Source organism: Pontibacter amylolyticus (genome assembly GCF_014638845.1).
Taxonomy (GTDB): domain Bacteria; phylum Bacteroidota; class Bacteroidia; order Cytophagales; family Hymenobacteraceae; genus Pontibacter; species Pontibacter amylolyticus.
The window spans coordinates 141,282-156,385 of record NZ_BMFP01000001.1; the positions used below are offsets into that span (position 1 = coordinate 141,282).

The following is a 15,104-nucleotide window of genomic DNA, read 5'->3' on the forward strand; positions in this document are numbered from 1 at the left end:
GCGCCCTCTATGAACCACCTGCTCATCATGTTGCCAATACTCATTCCGCTGTATGGGGCTATCCTGAGCCTCTTCTTCTGGCGGTCTGTGCGCGCGCAACAGGTTATCGGCATCCTGGCACAGGTCTGTCTGCTGATAGCTTCCTTTATGCTGCTCTTCGATATAAATGAAAACGGCATCCGCACCACCCAGGTCGGAAGCTGGCCCGCTCCCTTTGGCATCACGCTGGTGGCAGACTTATTCAGTGCCATGATCGTGATCACTGGTTCCATTACCGGCATGGCCGTCTACCTTTTTTCCATCAAGGGGCTGGACAAGGCACGGCAGACGTTCGGCTACTACCCGGTGCTCCTTGTCCTGCAGCTGGGCGTGTCGGGTGCCTGCCTGACGGGCGACTTGTTCAACCTATTTGTTTGGTTCGAAGTGCTCCTGATCTGCTGCTTTGTGCTGATTGCGCTGGGCGGCACCAAACCGCAGCTGGAGGGAGCGATAAAGTATGTCACCATCAATTTTCTGGCTACCAATTTTCTGCTTGTGGGTATAGGGGTGGTGTACGGCACGCTGGGTTCGCTCAATCTGGCTGAGCTGGCGGTGCTTGTACGCACACCGGCAGCGCACCCGGCCCTCATCAACATGGCGGGCATGTTTTTCCTGATCGCATTCGGTATAAAGGCCGCCATTTTCCCACTGTTTTTCTGGCTTCCGGCCTCTTACCATACCCCGCCAATTGCCATCTCGGCTTTTATAGCTGGCATCATCACCAAGGTGGGCATGTACGCGCTCATCCGCCTTTTCACGCTGGTCTTTGTGACCGACCAGGATCTGACCATTCCGCTTTTCACGGTGCTGGCGGGCTTTACCATGGTAATCGGGGTGCTCGGGGCCGCTTCACAGAACGATTTCCGCAAGATCCTGTCTTTCCACATTGTCAGCCAGATCGGGTACATGCTCATGGGGCTGGCGCTGTTCACCCCCCTGGCCATTGCAGGGAGCATTTACTTCATCATCCACAACATCATGGTCAAGACCAATCTCTTCCTGATCAGTGGTGTAGTGGCGCACCGCCATGGCACCTTCGCGCTTAAAAAACTTGGCGGCCTATACCTGCAGCAGCCCTTGCTGTCTGTGTTGTTCTTCATCTCGGCTTTTTCGCTGGCAGGTATACCGCCTTTCTCCGGATTCTGGGGCAAGTTTATGCTGGCCAAGGCCGGTTTTGAAATCGACAGTTTTGTCATCGTCCTTGTTTCGCTGGCCGTCAGCCTGATGACGATTTTCTCGATGACCAAGATCTGGAATGAGGTATTCTGGAAAAAGAAACCGGTGGTGGACCCTTTGCTGGAAGTGATGACGGAACAGGAGCAGCGCCATAACCGACTGCTGCACCTGCCAGTCGTTATCATGACGGTGTTCATTCTCTTTATCGGGCTTTATGCCGAGCCGGTGGTGGCGATGGCACAATTGGCGGCCGAGCAGCTTCTGAACAGCGAATTATACATCAACGCCGTATTGAAAAGATAGCATGAAAACATTCATCGTCCATTTTCTGATCGCCTTTATTGGCAGCTACGTTTACTTCAAGTATGGTGATCCGTTTTTGCCTTACAATGCGGTCTGGGCAGTGTTCGTGGCATCCTTCATCATGTTTATGCTCTGGCTGACCACCCCTTTCTACCACCGCGCCTACTTTCACAAACTGCCCAGGGCCATCAGCCTGTTTATTTACTTTCTGAGAGAACTCGTGGTGGCCAACTTCCGGGTGGCCTACGACATCCTGACGCCCAATTACCGCATGAAGCCTGCTGTGCTGGCCGTTCCGCTGTCTGTCACGACCGACCTGGAAATTACGATGCTCGCCACCATGATCACCATGACTCCGGGCTCGCTGATGATCGACGTAAGCGCTGACCGCAAGTTTATCTACATGCACACGCTTTATGTAAAGGACAATGATGTGGAGTCCGCAAAGCAGGACGTCAAAGACGGATTTGAACGACGCATAATGAACCTGACACGATGAGCCTCTTCTCCTTCACTCTCATATTCGCCATGGCTGCCCTCAGCATTTGCGTGGTGTTGATTGGTATACGGTTTGCGATGGGCCCTACGCTGCCGGACCGCATCACTTGTTTTGACATGTTCGTGTCCAACATCATCGGTATTGTGGCCATCTACACTGAGCTCACCGGCAACCACGACTTTATTGATGTGGCCATTATTCTGTCCCTGTTCGGTTTCCTTGGCTCGATCTCTTTTGCCTATTATCTCATGAAATCAACCCGATAGCCTATGTTCGAAAACATCAACTTTCTGCTCATCCGCGAAATCATCAGTTCGGTGCTCATCATCATGGGGGTCGTCTTCATGCTGATCGCCGCTATCGGGCTTTTGCGCTTCCCGGACTTCTACATCCGAATGTCAGCCATCACGAAGGGGTCGACACTGGGGCTCGGTCTCATTTTGACAGGTATGGGAACCTACTTTAACGAGCCCGATATACTGTTGAAAGTGTTGCTGATCATCGGATTTACGTTCCTGACCGCCCCGGTGGCCGCACACGTGATCGGGCGTACGGCTGTGCGCAACAAGATTCCGTTTTGGGAGCGAACCGACCTGGAGGAGTTTAAGGACTACCTGCGAAAAGAGCACAGCACACACCGCGACCACGAGCGGGACAACAAGCATCTTTAGCAGCAGGTATAACAGGATTAGTTAATGCGTGGGATGATGTAAAAAGGGCCGGATGGAGTCGGCGTAGGTGTCGAAGGCCTCAACGGTGGTCAGAATGTGGTCAGGATACGTCAGGGCGGTGAGTTTGCCTCCGAAAACGCAGCCTGTGTCGATGTTGATGGTATTGTTTTTCCAGCGCGGCTCCCGGACAGGCGTGTGCCCGTATACCACCACCGCCACGCCGGAGTATTCTGCGGCCCAGTCTAGGCGAACCGGCAGACCGTGGGCATCCACTTCCCCGGTGGTTGGCCCATACAGGCAGAGGTCGCGCACCGATTTGCTGTGTCGTCCGTGCAGGCGCTCTTCCAGACCGGCATGCGCCACGACCAGGCGACCTTCATCCAGGATAATGTGATGCGGCAGATGGCCCAAAAAATCCCGCACTCTTAAGAGAAAAGCCTGATCGTAATGTTCGAGCTGGGCCATGGTCAGCTCCAGCCCATGGCGAACCTGCACGTTACGCCCCATCAGCTTGCGGTAAAGCTTGTCATCGTGGTTGCCGCTTACGCAGAGGGCCACATCCTGCTCTACCATGTCCATGACCAGGCGCAGCACTTCCGGTGAGTTCGGTCCGCGGTCCACCAGATCGCCTACAAATACGGCCATGCAACCTTCGGGCGGCGTCACGCGGTACCTGCCTGCTGCTTTGTCATCATTTACCTCATATCCAAGCTTTTGGAGCAGTGCCCGTAATTCATCAAAACAGCCGTGCACATCTCCAATGACATGGAAATGGCCGCGCAGGTCTCTCAGTATCAGGTTTCCACTTTTGTCAGGCTCGTGGTGCATAGGTCTTTATTGTATTGATTCTGGTTCGGTCTTAACCAATATAATAACTAGAAAACGGCCCTACAGGTTAGATTTCCAGTGTTATTTTTTTTTGAAGCGACCAGCGATTATACTTTTCCGGACAGGGTTTTCTGGCCTGCAGTATTAAAACAATATTATTGTAAACCCTATCGACCCTTCTTTTACCTATTGGGGTCCTGCAGATCAGCGCCGATGCCTTCTACACTGGCAGCGGTACGGAACCCGCTCACCAAGCAATCTTTCCAGTAGTTGAAGAAAGAGCGTCTTTTGGCGCGCACCACCTCAATAGCACCAGCCCGGAGCGCTTCTCCTTCTTTTGGATTGTCAGATTCGATCACCCATTGGTTCGCCACCTTAGAGAGGATCTTCTTGCCAGTGGACTGGCGTTTGCCTTCGTCCTTGGTCAGCAAATCCACTTTAAAATTCTGATACCGCACGTTCAGGTTGCCACTGGCCTGGTTACGATACAGCTCTATGTTAAAATCACTTTCCTGCAGACTGCCATCTTTCACGCTGATAAAGGCGGTCGGCTCCAGGATTGGGTTGAGGATGGCCGGATCTGTGGGTCCAACTTTACCCTGTAGGGTGTGGTGGCCATCGGGGTCCAGCAGGTTCAGCCTGATGGTGACAGCGAGCGGCGCCTTTCCATATAAGGCTGCCCTGGCATCGATCACAGCCGGTTTTTTAGTGGACATGCGGTTTTTGTCGTTGGTCACGTTGCTGATCGTTGCATTCAGGTTTCCGAAGGTGATCATGCCTTTTTCGGTGGCCTCTTCTGCCAATTCCTCGTAGCGGATGTGCATGCCCTGCACCTCTATTTTCTGTATGGTCAGGCCTGTTTTTAGCTCCTGGATGAAATCGTGCGGCAATGGTTTGTTTCCTTTCGCACCGAAGTTTTTCCGATCCATAAAAGCACTCAAAGAGGGATTTTTGATCATCACATGGCGGGCTGCCAGGTTATTATATCGGGAATGCACTTTGTAATCGACTCCACTCAGATTTATTTCCGGCACCTCCAGCCGCATGGTCGTCACAGCTTTACCCTGTAACCGGGCAAGCGCTGCGTTGTCCAGAAGCGGGATCAGTTTCAGATTGCCGATGTTGAGGGTGCCGTCTTCGGTGTTGGCTTTAAGGGCAGTCGCGTGCAGCTTGTAAGTGCCGTCCGGCAACCTGAATTCGGCAATACCCGATTCCAAGGCCATGCGGCGGGCGTAATAGGCGCGTTCTTCATCCTGAAAGGCGGTGCTGTCGAGCTGAAAATCTTTCACCGAGATCGTGAAATCCTTCAGCGCAATCCGGTCTGCCTTCGCCTTCTGCCCTTCCCTGATTCGCAGGGTGGCCTCCTCTACCTCGATGCTCCCGATCTGCAGGCCTTTCAGAATTCCATCTACAGATTCGTGCAGTGGCTCATGACTCTCGGTCGAGTCCTGGCGCATTTCCGTGATCAGGATAGTGGGCTGTTTTACCTGAAGTTTGCTCAGATTAAGCGGTTTACTACGCAAAATACCGAGGAAATTTATACCTGCCAGCACCAATTTGTTTGTTTTGAGATCGATCAGGGTGCGGGGCGCTTTCACTGCCGTTGTGTCGCGCTGATGTGCTTTGTGGTTCTGATCCCATACCTCAAAGTCAGGCACCAGGTGGATGGAGTCTGCTGTAATGCGCCCGCTTAGTAACGATGCGTCAAAGCCGTGCAGGTTTAAGGTATAGAGCGAGTTTGAATCTGTTTTTACCCGCGACTCCAGTTTTTCTTTTAGCCAGGGGTTAAAATACAGGGATGTGAGAAAGCCTATGAGGATGACGAGTAGTGCAAGAATGAGGAGTAGCCATACCCACCACTTCTGGAAGAGCGTTTTTATTTCCACGTTTCGGATTTGTTTCAGTTGAATACGAACACCAACACGATGTGTTTATAGGCTCCTGGCAACTCTTGTTTTAATCTGCTCCGATTTTAGATAGCCGGGATGTTAAATGGTGACCCAGGTATACGCTGATAGCAGGAGCAGTCGTTAGAAAAATTGAGTCAGCGCAACGCATACCTCAGGCACAGAATCACCATACCGTACCAGTTCTCACATTTAAAAAAATGAGCGGAAGACCAACTTAAGTTATGAACGAACGTTCAATCATAGTATATTTGAACAAACGTTCATCATGCTATGCCCCGGTTTCAGGAAAAGAGAGAGCTCAGTATCAATAAGTTGGTTGAAGTAGCCCTGCGGCTATTCGCATCAAAGGGCTACGAAGCCACCTCGATCCGCAACATTGCCCGCGAAGCGGGTATATCGCTCGGGCTGCTGTACAATTATTTCAAAAGCAAAGACGAGTTACTGGAAGAGATCTTTCGCCGCAGCGTGGAAGACATACATGCCTCCTTTGTGCAATCGCCCGAACAAGGTGGCTCAGGTATAGAGCAGCACATAAGACAAACGGTTAAGCTGCTGAAAGAGAAACAGGATTTCTGGAAATTGCTACACGGCATCCGGATACAATCAGAAGTGGTCAGGCAGTTGATGAACGGCATGCAAGAGCAGACAGCCTACATCGAAGACCGTATCCGGCAAAACCTGATAGAGGCAGGCATCCCCTTCCCCGACCTCGAAGCTAAACTCCTCTTCGCCTCCATCGACGGTATGGCAAGCCATTTTCTGCTCTACGACAATTACCCCATCGATGACGTGGCCTCTCTCCTCATCATGAAGTATAAGAAGTGATTGTTGATTGTTGATTGTTGATTGTTGATTGTTGATTGTTTAAAAAAATAAGATGAAATCACCTAACTGGCTTGACCGTATTCTGTACCCCTTTGCACACCATACGGTGCAGCTGCAAACCGGTCAGATGCATTATGTGGATGAGGGGCAGGGCGAGCCCATCGTGTTTGTGCACGGTACGCCTACCTGGTCTTTCGTCTGGCGGCAGCAGATCAAGGCCCTCAGCCGCACCCACCGCTGCATTGCACCCGACCACCTGGGCTTTGGCCTTTCCGACAAGCCGGTTGACTTTTCCTATACGCCTGAAGCGCACGCACATAACCTGGAGCAACTCATCGAGCGCCTTCAGCTGAAAGACATCACGCTGGTGGTGCACGATTTTGGCGGCCCTATTGGCTTGAGCTATGCCCTGAAGCACCCGGAGAATGTGAAGCGGCTGGTTATTTTGAATACCTGGATGTGGTCGCTCGATGAGGAAGCGCAGATGATGAAGATCAGTGGGTTTCTCAATGGCGGTGTTGGGCGGTTCCTATACCTGAACCTGGGTTTTTCAGCCCGCATGCTGCTGCCTAAAGGCTACCACCATAAACGGCACCTCAGCAAAGACGTGCATCAGCATTATCTGAAGCCGCTCAACAACAGCCGCAACCGGGTAGGCACCTGGCACTTTGCAGTGGCGCTAAAGGAAGCAGGCCCTTGGTTTGCCAGTCTCTGGGAGCAACGTGCAAAACTTCGGGCTATGCCTAAACTCATACTTTGGGGAGAAAAAGACAAGCTGCTACCATTGCACCTGCTTGACAAATGGCAGCAAACCTTTCCGGAAGCGGAGGTAAAGCGTTTTGAGGCCGGTCATTTTGTACAGGAGGAAAAAGGAGGAGGAATCGCTGATAGTATTAAACAATTTATATAAAGAATATGTAATATTTATTGCAGTTAAAGTAATCTTTTTCATACCTTTATAGTCAAATTAAAACTATGAAAAAGATCATACCTTCTACATGGCTTTTAGTCATTTCTTTTTTTGCATTTTCTTGCGATAAACAGGACGATGAGAGCACCACGATCGTACCGAAAGTGGAGGCTACCATGGAGAGGTCTTTTAACTATCTGGAATCTGAGGAGGAGGAAAAGGCGGTCTACAGCCTTAGCCTGAAGGAAATGCAACTCCTGTCGGATGAAGAAAAACTGCAGATAGATTTTGCGCCTTCCCGTCCAACTGGAAATGATGCCGTGGTGTTTAGCATCAGGCAAGCGGATCTTTTGAATGGCTATATCGGTACCTATCCGATCCGTTCGCTTTCCAACAACAAAAAGGGACGCGCCGATATTACCTACTACCACTACTACAACAAGACAAGCAAGAGCGCTTTGTTTAGCAGCGGCAACCGGATGGAAGGTATGATTGAGATCAAGGCTTATAATGCCACGACCGGCCTGGCCAGCGGCAGTTTTGAAGTGATGATCAGCAATGTGACGGATCCAACTTCTTACGAGAGTAACCCGACTAAACCCCGCAAGTGTAACATTACCTTAAAAGGTAGCTTCAATAACCTGAAACTGATAAGCGCTCACTAGCCCATCTGGTTAAGTATAAGGTAAAGACCAGCCGCAACCGCGACTGGTCTTTATTTTTTATGACGTTCCTGCAGCACAGCCACTACATCGGCCAGTTCCAGTCCGGTAGCTGCCAGCAGCACCAGTAAGTGGTAGAGCAGATCGGCCGCCTCTCCTTTCATGGTGTCCAGTTTGCCGGCTACCGCATCGATCACGGTTTCCACAGCCTCTTCGCCTACTTTCTGGGCGATCTTGTTTACGCCCTTGTCGAACAGGAAATTGGTATAGGAAGCTTCCGTCGGGTTTGCCTTGCGCTGCTGAATGACCTCTTCCAATCTGGCAATAAACTGAATAGCGGCCATACGCTTTGCGGCCGCATCTTCCCCAAAGCAACTGGTATCGCCGGTATGGCAGGTAGGTCCGTTGGGCTTTACCTTGATCAGGAGCGAATCATTATCACAGTCTTCGGCAATATTGACAACCTGCAAGGTATGGCCCGAAGTTTCGCCCTTGGTCCAGAGTCGCTTTTTAGAGCGGGAGAAAAAAGTCACCAGCCCCTCTTTTTGCGTTTTGTCCAATGCTTCCTGGTTCATGTAGCCCAGCATCAGCACCTGACTCGTATCAGCATCCTGTATGACAGCAGGTATAAGCCCGCCCATTTTATCAAAATCTAACATAGGATCAGTTTAAAAATTGTTAAATTGTTGATGGTTAAATTGTTGCCTGGTGCACGATTAGGATAGGTTCCACTGCTTGATTATCAGTGCACGAAGGACGGTTCGTGACCTGCCCGAATCGTGCATAAAAAAAAATCAACAATTTAACCATTTAACAATTCAGCCATTTAACCATTCACTCAATCACTCCACCACTCATTCAAAAATCACACCCTCACCGCTATACCTTCTGCCTTCAGGAACTGCTTCAGGTCAGGTATGGATAGTTCGCGGAAGTGAAAGAGACTGGCGGCGAGGGCGGCGTCCGCATGAGCCACCTGGAAAGCGTCTGCAAAGTGCTGCATGGTACCGGCACCGCCCGAGGCGACCACCGGAACGGAAACAGCCTCCGACACTGCTTTCGTAATGTCGAGCGCGAATCCCGCTTTGGTACCGTCATTGTTCATGCTGGTGAGCAGGATCTCGCCCGCTCCTAAGTCTATCACTTGTCTGGCCCAATCCACAGTGGCATGTTCAGTCTCCACGGTTCCAGCGCGGGCGTATACCTTCCAGCCGGTGGCGTCGGTATACTTGGTATCGATGGCTACGGTCACGCACTGACTGCCGAAGCGTTTTGCCAAATCCTCTACCAACTGTGGGTTACGTATCGCAGCGGAGTTGATCGACACTTTATCAGCCCCGGCTTGCAGAAGCACCTCCACATCGGCAACAGCGCTGATGCCGCCGCCCACCGTGAAGGGTATGTCGATGTGTCGGGCGATGTCACGCACGAGTTCGGCAAAGGTCTTGCGCTCCTCGTTGGTGGCCGTGATGTCCAGGAAAACCAGCTCGTCGGCGCCCTGCCCGGCATACCATTTGGCCAATTCCACCGGATCGCCGGCATCCCGGATATTCTCAAAACGAACCCCCTTTACGGTGCGGCCGTTCTTGATATCCAGACAAGGTATAATGCGTTTAGTTAACATAAAAATCGCGCTAAATCCTTTAATGAAATCGTTCCTTCATAGATCGCTTTACCGATAATTGCCCCTTTCACGCCGATCTCCTGCAGTTCCTCCAGATCCTGCACCGTCGTGACGCCACCACTGGCAATTACCTGGGCTTCTGGCAAGGTGAGTTTCAGGTGACGGTAGGTGTTGGTGGATGGTCCCTGCAGCTTGCCGTCCTTGCTCACATCGGTGCAGATGAAAAGTTTGGCCCCGGTTTTAAGGTAGCCTGACATAAAATCCTGCAATGGATATTTGCTCTCCTCGGTCCAGGCGCTGATGGCAATGTTGGTGCCCTTAAAATCTGCCCCGATGATGATCCTGTCGGCGCCATACTGCAATAGCCAGTTCTTCACTTTCTCGGGTTCGCGCACCGCAACGCTACCGGCCGTGATCTGGGCTGCACCCGCATCAAAAGCCTGCTGCACGGCTTCGTCGGACTGCAGTCCACCGCCAAAGTCGATGGTGAGGCTGGTGTTGGCGGCAATGCTTTCGAGCACGTTCAGGTTCACCGGTTTGCGGGCGCGGGCACCGTCAAGGTCCACCAGGTGCAGCCGCTTAATACCGTTAGCTTCGAAGCGTTTGGCCACTTCCAAAGGGTTGCTGTCGTAGGTGGTTTGCTGGGAGAAGTCGCCCTCGGTCAGGCGGACGCATTGCCCGCCGATCAGGTCAATGGCTGGGATTATTTCCATCATAGGGTCAGAAAATTTTTAAGGATCTGTGAGCCGGCAGCACTGCTTTTCTCGGGGTGAAACTGCGCGGCGTAGAAGTTTTTATATTGCAGAGCGGCTGAGAAGGGCTCCGGATAGGAAGTCTGCGCAATGGTGTACGCACTCAGCGGCACATAATAGCTGTGCACGTAATAGGCATATTCCCCCTCGGCTATACCTTCAAACAAAGGCGAAGTTAGCTTCTCGAGCTGGTTCCAGCCCATGTGCGGCACTTTCAGGTCAGTCTCGAAACGTTTCACAGGCAGAGGGATGATCCCCAGCATCTCCGTATCGCCCTCCTCAGAGTGTTCGCAGAGCAACTGCATGCCCAGGCAAACACCGAAAAAAGGCTGTTCAAGCGTTGGCAGCAGCTTGTCTAAATTACGGGACCGCAACTGCGCCATGGCCGACGAGGCCTCTCCTACGCCCGGGAAAATCACCTTATCTGCCGCTTTGATCGTCTCAAAATCGCAGCTTAGCGTGGCCTGCACCCCCAACCGCTCCAGCGCAAAGAGCACCGACTGCACATTACCGGCTTTGTAATCAACTATAACGAGGTTCATTTTATAAATGACTAATGAGTAGTGACTAATGAATAATGGTTAAAGGACAACGTAATTAAAGTGCCTGCAACCTTAGGGTTGATTCAGTTTACGTTTCAGAAAGGTCCGCAAAGCGAAACAGAGAGACCTCTTAATAGTTTTAAGCAACTCTAATCCTGTCAATCCTTAAATCCTGTATATTCTTGGGGCAGGGGCCCTATATCAAGATTCAGAAAAACAAAAAAAGCCTGACTCTGGACGGAGTCAGGCTTTTGGAAAATATAGCTTAGTTAAACTAAATCAAATCCATAGGCTAACGGCTCCGAAACTATTGTTTCGTGCATGATGATGGTGCAGATGTGCCATTGTGCCTTTCATTGATGCAAAGATAGCACATCCGGTTAAAAATATTACAGACTGGCCTTAAAAATTTCGCTGGCTCCTATACCTTACAGCAGCGTGCCCTTCAGAATACTGGCCGCAATCGTGAAATAGATCACCAAACCCGTCACATCCACCAACGTAGCCACAAAGGGAGCCGAGGAAGTGGCAGGGTCCAGTCTGAAGCGTTGCAGCAGGAAAGGGGTCATGGAACCCGACAAAGTTCCCCACAAAACAATCCCGACCAGCGAGAGCCCTACCGTCAGACCGATCAGGACGGTATGGTCGCCGTAGTTGTAGAAGCCGGCCTGTTGCCAGACCATGATCCGCAGAAAACCAATTGCCCCCAGCAGGCAGCCGAGCATCAGGCCCGACAGCACTTCCTTCCGCATCACGTACCACCAATCCTTCAGGTCAAGCTCCTTGATGGCCATGGCACGCACGACCAGGGTAGCGGCCTGCGAACCCGAATTACCGCCGCTAGAGATAATGAGCGGGATAAAGAGCGCCAGCACGACGGCCTGCGCCAGTTCCTCCTCAAACAATGCCATGGCAGAGGCCGTCAGCATCTCGCCCAGAAAAAGAATGGTCAGAACACTGGCCCGCTTGCGAACAAGCGTGAACAGTGGCGTATCGGTATAAGAAAGTGCCAAGGCCTCCAGACCACCTAACTTCTGAATATCCTCCGTATCCCGACGCTCGACCTCATCAAAGATATCGTCGTGCGTGACGATACCCACCAGCACACCGCTTTCCGAAACGACCGGCATCACAGAACGGTCGTATTTATCGAACTTCTCAATGGCCTCCTCCCGGCTCATGGTGGTAACCAGGCTGACAAACTGGTAGTCCCTCAGCGATTCGATGGTTTGGTCATCCTCCGCCATCAGCAGTCTGCCGATCCGGATATCATCTACCAGCTTGTTGTTTTTGTCGACCACATACACATGATTCATGGTCTCGGCTTTCTTTCCATATTTCTTAATATGGTCCAGCGCCTGCCGCACCGTCCATCCCTTTTTTACCTGCAGGTAATAGGGCGTCATGATGCGGGCAATGCTTTTTTCGGGGTAGCCCAGCAGGTTCAGGGCAATGCGCTTCTCTTCCGGCGAAAGCAGGTTGATGGACTCTTTGATGAGCAGATCAGGAAAATTCTCAAAGATCTCGGTCCTGTCGTCGGGCGCCATGTTCTCGAGCATTTCGGCTGTATCGGCCGAGGCCAACTGCTTGAGCAGATCTTCCTGCAAGGCATAAGGAAAGTAGGTGAACACGGCCGACTTCTGTTCACCCGGCAACAGCAGAAAGGCCAAGGTACGCTCCTGCTCGTTCAGGCCACCGATGTGCTCAGCGATGTCGCTGGGGTGCTGGTGGCTCAGGTCGTTTATGTCAGCATCTGCCAGGTTTGGTCTCACAGTTCTAATTTTTTTCTTCTTTTCCTTCCTGTGTACGGCTACGGCGTGTAAAGCATACCACTTTCTATGCTAAACAGCAGAAGCGTCTTCATTCCTGCCCCTCAGGTTTTTGATTCCGTTCAATTCCGTTATTTTTGGACCATGAAAAAGATAATGATACTGGCTGGTGTGTTTGCCGTGACAATGGCGCAGGCACAACAGCGCATGACCCCGGAACTGCTCTGGAAGCTGGGCCGGGTTTCTGCCGAGACTATAACACCCGACGGTAAATCCGTGATCTATGGCGTGAGCTACCCCAATGTGGAGGAAAACAACAGCGAGCGCAACCTATACGCTATACCTGTTGCGGGCGGACAAGCAACGCAGCTGACCTCCACCAAGGGCGGCGAGAGCGTGGTGCATATCGACAAGGCTACTGGCGACATCGTATACCTGCACAAGGGTCAGCTGTGGCAGTTGGCGGGTGGCAAAGGCGAGCCGAAGCAACTGACTAATGTGGAGGGCGACCTAAGCAATGTACGCTTCTCTCCGGACGGAAAACATTTGCTGTTCTCCCGCGAAGTGGAAGTGAAAAAGATGCACAGCACCGACCTCTACCCGGAGTTGAAAAAATCCAACGCCTATGTGTATGACGATCTGAACTACCGCCACTGGGATACCTGGGAAGATGGTAAATTTCAGCATATCTTCTTTGCCAGCTACAACAACGGGCAGCTGGGCACACCGGTGGACCTGATGAAGGGCGAACCATTCGATGCGCCGCAAATGCCCTTCGGTGGCAAGGAAGACGCCATCTGGAGCCCGGACAGCAAAGCCATCCTCTATGTGAGCAAGAAGAAGTTCGGCAAGGACTACGCTGTGAGCACCAACACCGACATCTACCGCTACGACATTGCCAGCGGCAAAACCACCAACCTCACCGAGGGCAACCCTGGCTACGACACTCATCCGACATACAGCGCCGATGGCTCTAAACTGGCCTGGCTGGCCATGGACGAAGACGGCAACGAGGCCGACCAGAACGAGCTGATCGTACTGGACACAAAATCGGGCAAAAAACACAACCTGACCAAAGACTGGGACGAGACCATTAACGGGTTTGAGTGGAGCAACGACGGCAGCAAAATCTGGTTTGTAGCCCCAACCAAAGGCACGATACAGGTATACGAGGTCACGCTTCCGAAAAACCTCGACAAGTTCACTGCCAAAGGTATACGCCAGGTAACCAAAGGGCAGTTCGACGTGAATGGCATCGTAGGCCAGGCTGGCAACAACCTGATCGTGTCGCGCAACGACATGAACCATGCGCCGGAGCTATACCGCCTGGACACTAAGTCTGGCCAGCTGACGCAGCTCACCAAAGTGAACGACGAGGTATACGGCAAGCTGGCCAAGAGCAAAGTAGAGCCGCGCATCACCAAAGCTAGCGATGGCAAGGATCTGTTCTCTTGGGTAATATATCCGCCAGACTTCGATCCGAATAAGAAATACCCAACGCTCCTGTACTGCCAGGGCGGTCCGCAGTCGGCGCTCACGCAGTTTTATTCGATGCGCTGGAATATGCAGCTGATCGCGGCACAGGGCTACATTGTGGTGGCACCTAACCGCCGCGGCATGCCGGGCCATGGCGAAGAGTGGAACCGCCAGATCAGCGGCGACTGGGGTGGTCAGCCTATCCGCGACTACCTGTCTGCCATCGATGACGTGGCCAAAGAGTCTTATGTGGATAAAGACCGGTTGGGTGCGATTGGCGCCAGCTACGGCGGCTACTCGGTGTTCATGCTGGCTGGTCTGCACGAAGGACGTTTCAAAACCTTCATTGCCCACGACGGCCTGTTTGACATGCGCAGCTGGTATGGCACCACCGAAGAAATGTTCTTTGCCAACAACGAGCTGAAAGGCCCTTACTGGGAAACCAAGTCACCGCAAAGCTACAAGGAGTTTAACCCGATCGAGCACGCCAACAAATGGGACACCCCTATTTTGATCGTGCAGGGCGGACAGGATTTCCGGGTAGGTATAGAGCAAGGACTGCAGGCCTTCCAACTGGCCCAGCTCAAAGGCATCAAGAGCCGCCTCCTATACCTGCCAGACGAAAACCATTGGGTACTGCAGCCGCAGAACGCCATTGTTTGGCAGCGTGAGTTCTTCAAGTGGTTGGATGAAACGCTGGATAAGAAAGCTAATTAAGACAGAAAGCCCGGTACTGATTGGTACCGGGCTTTTTTGTGTCTGAATCTTGATTTTCAGGATTAAAGGATTGACAGGATTCTCGTGCACGATTTACAACCCCCTGCCTCCTTCGAAGGTGGCCTTTTCTGCCGCTTTTGATTTACATGTAGATACTTCGTGGCAACATTCTTAACAATACCGGGTCCAACCACCCCTTACCCCTCCTTATCTAAGGCGGGGAATCTGGAACTGCCATTTTACAGGTATAAGTTTTGTCGTTTCTGTCGCAGACCACTTGCAGGTATAGCAAGACTAACTTGCCCCACCAGCAATGAAACAGATCACGCTGGCCAGGTGCTCTTTTCGACGCTCCACTGTTCGAGCGTTCAGCGAGTTTGGAGCGTCTTGATTTTTTTGCT

At 51.9% G+C, this 15,104-nt stretch carries 15 protein-coding genes; 8 read left to right on the forward strand and 7 right to left on the reverse strand.

Features of this window, described 5'->3' with window-relative positions; all coding sequences use genetic code 11:
* Positions 1–9: 9 nt before the first annotated feature.
* From IEV97_RS00605 to mnhG, 4 genes are read left to right on the forward strand one after another with little or no spacing between them, the layout of a single operon-like run.
* Positions 10–1,518: a proton-conducting transporter transmembrane domain-containing protein gene (locus IEV97_RS00605; protein ID WP_188499579.1), complete on the forward strand. Its 1,509-nt coding sequence runs from the start codon at positions 10–12 to the stop codon at positions 1,516–1,518.
* Position 1,519: 1 nt separating this feature from the next.
* Entirely contained in the window at positions 1,520–2,017 is a 498-nt protein-coding gene (locus IEV97_RS00610; protein WP_188499580.1) for a Na+/H+ antiporter subunit E, read from the forward strand.
* Positions 2,014–2,283, forward strand: a complete 270-nt coding sequence (locus tag IEV97_RS00615) for an MrpF/PhaF family protein (RefSeq protein WP_188499581.1) — start codon at positions 2,014–2,016, stop codon at positions 2,281–2,283. The genes IEV97_RS00610 and IEV97_RS00615 overlap by 4 nt, the downstream gene beginning before the upstream one ends.
* A gap of 3 nt (positions 2,284–2,286) precedes the next feature.
* Positions 2,287–2,688: a monovalent cation/H(+) antiporter subunit G gene (gene mnhG, locus IEV97_RS00620; protein WP_188499582.1), complete on the forward strand. Its 402-nt coding sequence runs from the start codon at positions 2,287–2,289 to the stop codon at positions 2,686–2,688.
* Between the two features lie 21 nt (positions 2,689–2,709).
* Here the strand turns inward: mnhG and prpE are convergent, their stop codons facing one another.
* The gene (gene prpE / locus IEV97_RS00625; RefSeq protein ID WP_188499583.1) at positions 2,710–3,516 is read right to left on the reverse strand and encodes a bis(5'-nucleosyl)-tetraphosphatase PrpE; all 807 of its coding nucleotides are present in this window, start codon (positions 3,514–3,516) and stop codon (positions 2,710–2,712) included.
* Between the two features lie 182 nt (positions 3,517–3,698).
* A complete protein-coding gene (locus IEV97_RS00630; protein WP_188499584.1) occupies positions 3,699–5,402 on the reverse strand; it encodes a DUF748 domain-containing protein in 1,704 nt (567 codons plus the stop codon).
* 294 nt (positions 5,403–5,696) lie between these two features.
* On the opposite strand from IEV97_RS00630, the gene IEV97_RS00635 reads away from it, so the two are divergent.
* The 3 genes from IEV97_RS00635 to IEV97_RS00645 all read left to right on the forward strand — a co-directional run bounded on the left by IEV97_RS00635 (position 5,697) and on the right by IEV97_RS00645 (position 7,826).
* Positions 5,697–6,251: a TetR/AcrR family transcriptional regulator gene (locus tag IEV97_RS00635; RefSeq protein ID WP_188499585.1), complete on the forward strand. Its 555-nt coding sequence runs from the start codon at positions 5,697–5,699 to the stop codon at positions 6,249–6,251.
* A 52-nt stretch (positions 6,252–6,303) separates the two neighbouring features.
* Positions 6,304–7,161: an alpha/beta fold hydrolase gene (locus IEV97_RS00640; protein ID WP_188499586.1), complete on the forward strand. Its 858-nt coding sequence runs from the start codon at positions 6,304–6,306 to the stop codon at positions 7,159–7,161.
* A 65-nt stretch (positions 7,162–7,226) separates the two neighbouring features.
* Complete coding sequence (locus IEV97_RS00645; RefSeq protein ID WP_188499587.1) at positions 7,227–7,826, forward strand: hypothetical protein; 600 nt, start codon at positions 7,227–7,229, stop codon at positions 7,824–7,826.
* Positions 7,827–7,876: 50 nt separating this feature from the next.
* Here the strand turns inward: IEV97_RS00645 and hisIE are convergent, their stop codons facing one another.
* The 5 genes from hisIE to mgtE form a co-directional block, all read right to left on the reverse strand.
* The gene (gene hisIE / locus IEV97_RS00650) at positions 7,877–8,482 is read right to left on the reverse strand and encodes a bifunctional phosphoribosyl-AMP cyclohydrolase/phosphoribosyl-ATP diphosphatase HisIE (RefSeq protein WP_188499588.1); all 606 of its coding nucleotides are present in this window, start codon (positions 8,480–8,482) and stop codon (positions 7,877–7,879) included.
* 206 nt (positions 8,483–8,688) lie between these two features.
* Complete coding sequence (gene hisF, locus IEV97_RS00655; RefSeq protein WP_188499589.1) at positions 8,689–9,447, reverse strand: imidazole glycerol phosphate synthase subunit HisF; 759 nt, start codon at positions 9,445–9,447, stop codon at positions 8,689–8,691.
* The gene (hisA, locus tag IEV97_RS00660) at positions 9,441–10,163 is read right to left on the reverse strand and encodes a 1-(5-phosphoribosyl)-5-[(5-phosphoribosylamino)methylideneamino]imidazole-4-carboxamide isomerase (protein ID WP_188499590.1); all 723 of its coding nucleotides are present in this window, start codon (positions 10,161–10,163) and stop codon (positions 9,441–9,443) included. Before hisA ends, hisF begins: the two co-directional genes overlap by 7 nt.
* A complete protein-coding gene (hisH, locus tag IEV97_RS00665; RefSeq protein ID WP_188499591.1) occupies positions 10,160–10,741 on the reverse strand; it encodes an imidazole glycerol phosphate synthase subunit HisH in 582 nt (193 codons plus the stop codon). Before hisH ends, hisA begins: the two co-directional genes overlap by 4 nt.
* A 428-nt stretch (positions 10,742–11,169) precedes the next feature.
* The gene (gene mgtE, locus IEV97_RS00670; RefSeq protein WP_229733726.1) at positions 11,170–12,513 is read right to left on the reverse strand and encodes a magnesium transporter; all 1,344 of its coding nucleotides are present in this window, start codon (positions 12,511–12,513) and stop codon (positions 11,170–11,172) included.
* Positions 12,514–12,654: 141 nt separating this feature from the next.
* Between mgtE and IEV97_RS00675 the strand changes: the two genes are divergently transcribed.
* On the forward strand, positions 12,655–14,703 hold the full coding sequence (locus IEV97_RS00675; RefSeq protein ID WP_188499592.1) for a S9 family peptidase: 2,049 nt from the start codon (positions 12,655–12,657) through the stop codon (positions 14,701–14,703).
* Positions 14,704–15,104: the final 401 nt, after the last annotated feature.